We start from the raw sequence: 4,325 nt of genomic DNA on the forward strand, positions 1-4,325 counted from the left end.
AGGAAATTTAATCGCTGGCCTTACAGCTTATTCTTTTTTAGATTCCAAACCATCAGTGAAAATCCAAAATATGCTACCTAATATTGGAATGTCTTAGGTCGAACTCACGTTATAGTAGGTCTTTTATTGTTTTACTTTTAATTAAAGCTTATGGATGTATTTCAGGAAAAACTTAAAATAGACATTGAAAGGGAAATAGGATTTAAAATTTTATCTACAACAGAAGCCAAAGTTTTAAATGATCTACTTTTAGAGAATCATATTTACGATTTAAGCTTAAGTACTATAAGACGTTTTTGGGGACTTATACCAAATCGTAAACCCAATCAAAAAACATTAAACGCTCTGTCTATGTTTTTGGGTTATAAGACATTTCTAGATTATGTTACCTATAAAAATAGATTTGAGCAATTATACTTAGATGAAAAATTCCAACGCTTGAAGTCTAAGGATTCTTTGAGTATGGGTGATTTAAATTTTATCGAGTTTGTATATCTTAATACAGGTCATGTTTATTTCTTCGTTTCGTTATTTGAAAATGCAGTATTGCTTAAAAAATGGAACTATGTAGAACAATTACTTGATGACTCATACAATAAATTATTGGTTCAAAAGGATCATAGAAATAGTTTTTTGATGAAGTTTTCATACCTAGTAGTTGTATTTTTAAATTCATTACCTACTTTATTATTCAATACCATCATTGATCGATTATTATCGATTGAAGGTTTTAAAACATATGTTGTTTATATCTATATAGATATTTTGAATATAAATAAGCGCTATGGAACTATGTTGAGTAGAGTAGATTTAGATAAATGTAAGTTTGAAGAGAAAATATTTTTAGAATTAATTTTAAATTTAAAAAGCTTTTTAAATAAACAAAAGATCGATTCTTTTCAAATACCTAGAGAAAGTTTAGATACTTTGCCTGATATCCTTAAAGGACGATATTATGGTTATCAAATACTTTATTACAGTGAATCTGGTGATGACGATAAAGTTGGGTATTATTTTAATAAATTTAAAAATGGCATCTCGCGGGACACGTATATTATAAATTATGTACATGAATTTTTACATCATTTAATTTTTGCTAAAAGATTTAAAATGATTGATGAAATAGTGACTGAATTTTACGACACTATTATGGATGATCAGAATATACATTCCTATCTATTTATATTTATAATTAATATCAATGAAGTTATCTTTTGTTTATTAAATGATAACAAGCAAAAGGCTGAAAGGCTTTTTTCTCAGTTAGACCTTGATAAGATTCAATATGGTTCGATTTGTGATTATTATTTGATTTTCTATCATATTATAGGATACCATGTTTATGATAATTTAAATATTAAAGAGCGTCACAAAGCAGGCTATCGTGTACTCTCGATAACGGCCAAATTTAAACGATTTAACGATGTTTATTTGGAAACATTCTTTCGCAAGGTTAACTAAATCGTCAAAAAATAACCTGCTACACTCCTTATTATATAAGGTAAATCTGATAGCCTTAAGTGAACACCATTTGAACACGATTTCTTCTTTTGATCCATTATTTTTGACCTTATCTTACTGAGGATTAAAAACTTCAGTATGTATTCAAAATAATATTAACAAAATCTTTCAAAAATGAATACCATGAGGTCCATATTACTTTTCCTTATTTTTCTTCCAGGCTTATGTTTTTCTCAAACGTCAACTTTTGTTCAACCTGATCTGATCAATTTTGAGCCTGGTCAACTTATCGTTAAGTTGAAAGATCACGTAGATGCTGGAGTTTATTATGAGCAAAATGGTAAGGCAAAGTCCGATTTTAATTTAGGGCAATTTCTGGGTGTAGAAGATAAAGTGGCTTCAACACAGGTCATGTTTCATAGAAATAGTATAGAGTCTAGCCTTCAAAATCAAAAAACTCTAGCGAGGCAATATGCTGCCCAAGCAGCAGCAAATCCTAATAATGGATTCCAGCCAGAACCGCCTAGAAGTATGAAAAATGTATTTATAATAACGACTTCAAATGAACAGGAAGATATTCTGGCGCTGGTTGATCAACTTAACAATGATCCTAACATTGATTATGCAGAGCCTAATTACATTTTCAATATTGATGATTTTGAAGTAGATAAGGTTATTACAAAAGAAGATTCTCATATGTTATCTAGTGTTAGTAATGCAACACAACCTAATGATCCATTATATGGATCTCAATCTAATATCACAACTACTAATATAGATGATGTATGGAGTCAATACACTACAGGAGATGGTTCACAGGTAGTAGCTATTATAGATACTGGAGGTGATTATACTCACCCAGATCTAGCGGCTAATACATGGGTGAATCAGGCAGAGCTGAATGGTGTAGATGGATTTGATGATGATGGTAATGGTTATATAGATGATGTACAGGGATGGGATTTTATAAACCAAGATAATGCTCCTCTAGACGATAATGGCCATGGAACACATGTAGGTGGTATCATAGGAGCCGTAGGTGATAATGGTATAGGAGTAGCAGGAGCTGCATGGGACGTAAAGTTGATGCATATAAAAGTATTACAATCTACAGGTTCAGGGAACTCAACAAATTTTGCTGCTGGTGTGGAATATGCAGCCTCCAATGGGGCATCCATTATTAATATGAGTTTGGGGAGTTACGGAGAGTCAGCTACTCTTAAGTTAGCGCTAGAGAATGCTTATGCCACGTCATTTCTAGTAGCTGCTGCTGGAAACAGCGGCATATGTATAGGGCCTGGAAAATGTCCTGATGGTCGAGATTCAGCTCCTTTATTTCCAGGTGCTTACAGTTTTGTTTTAGGGGTAGAAGACGGTGTAGGTCTTTATGATAATTATGATCAAGATGGGCCTACTGCCTCTAGACTCTCTGGTTTATTAAATTATGAAGTAAAAGCTCCCGGTTCTCAAATACTAAGTACGATGCCTGGTGGTGGTTATGCTTCTTTGACAGGGACTTCCATGGCTACTCCTTTAGTTGCCGGCGGACTGGCACTATACCTGCAAGAAAATCCTAGCGATAGTAAGGAAATTATTTTTGGAAATTTAATTAATACCTCGCAGAGTAATGTGGACTTTCTAGCGGCTATGGATGTTGTTCCCACACCTCAATTATCTGTAGTTTCAACGGTGATGAGAGATTCCATAAATAATCAAAACAATAATGAACTGTGGGAACCTGCAGAGACTATAGAGATTTTACCGCTTATTAAAAATTATTGGGGTCCTACGACTGATGTACGAGTAGGGATTGAATTTGCACAATTTGAAGATCAGTCTAAGGCGACAATCCTACAAGATGAAATTCAAATAGGGTCTATTAGTGCTTATGCATCGTTACAAGATTTAAATGAAAGCCTGAAAATTAGTATTTCAAATAATGTTGCAAATAATGTAGATATCAAATTTGTTCTAAGAGCCTGGTCTGGTCCCAATCAAGAATACCTTTCTGATGAACTTGAGCTAGTTGTTAATGTTAAAAATGCTATACTGTTAAGTGGCCTCATTAATACAGACACTACTTTATCTTCTAATTATGAATACCTAGTGGTGGATAATGTGGCAGTTACTGGTAACGCTGTGCTGACTATAGAACCTGGGACTGTTTTAAAGTTTTCTGATAATAAGAAAATGACTTTTACTGGTAATTCTAGATTCATTTGTAACGGGACCTATGATAATAGGATCGTGCTTACTGCAGAAAATTTGGGTTGGGAAGGGATCCAGTTTGATTCTAAAGAAGACGATCCCTATTGGCACTCCATCAGCTTTACAGAAATCTCAAAAATTTTCGACGTATGGTATTTTCCAATTGACCCTTCTACATCTTTTACTATTTCTGATTGTATCATAACAGATAGTTACATCCTTTGGGGTTCTTTGGCAAGAGAATTTACTTCTGACTATGTGATTAGAAGAGTAAATGTGTATGAGGTGTTTGCAAAATTTAGAGGTTCAAATTCATCGCGTGCTGCTATTCCAGCAAGTCAAACAAACGCATGGCCAGGCTTGCAAAAATTGATTACTGGAAAAGATGGCTTGAATTATTATTTACCGCGTTATGATATTAATTATATTAATAACTATACTGATTTAAATAGTAGTGCTAGAAAAGAAATTCATTTAAATCTCGATGGAGGATGGGAAGCATTACCATTTTATGGCTGGAACGCTTTTTCAAATCTGCAAGGCGATGCAAATAATGCCAATAACGATTATTATGTTGATGCCACATTAAATGCAGAAGAAGGAGGCTCTTTGGGAACAGCTTTTCCAGGACTTTACTTAGGGAGTTCTGATATATC

Annotated in this window: 2 protein-coding genes and 1 pseudogene; all 3 read left to right on the forward strand. The window is 33.5% G+C overall.

Annotation, left to right across the window (positions count from 1 at the left end):
* Nucleotides 1-97 (forward strand): annotated as a pseudogene (locus ACTF48_RS10830) (IS982 family transposase); the annotation flags it as partial.
* Nucleotides 98-150: 53 nt separating this feature from the next.
* Nucleotides 151-1,461: a hypothetical protein gene (locus ACTF48_RS10835; protein WP_438963176.1), complete on the forward strand. Its 1,311-nt coding sequence runs from the start codon at nucleotides 151-153 to the stop codon at nucleotides 1,459-1,461.
* Nucleotides 1,462-1,644: 183 nt separating this feature from the next.
* The coding region (locus ACTF48_RS10840; protein WP_438963177.1) for a S8 family peptidase at nucleotides 1,645-4,325 on the forward strand (2,681 nt) is incomplete at its 3' end.

Source organism: Nonlabens sp. (genome assembly GCF_965660805.1).
Taxonomy (GTDB): domain Bacteria; phylum Bacteroidota; class Bacteroidia; order Flavobacteriales; family Flavobacteriaceae; genus Nonlabens.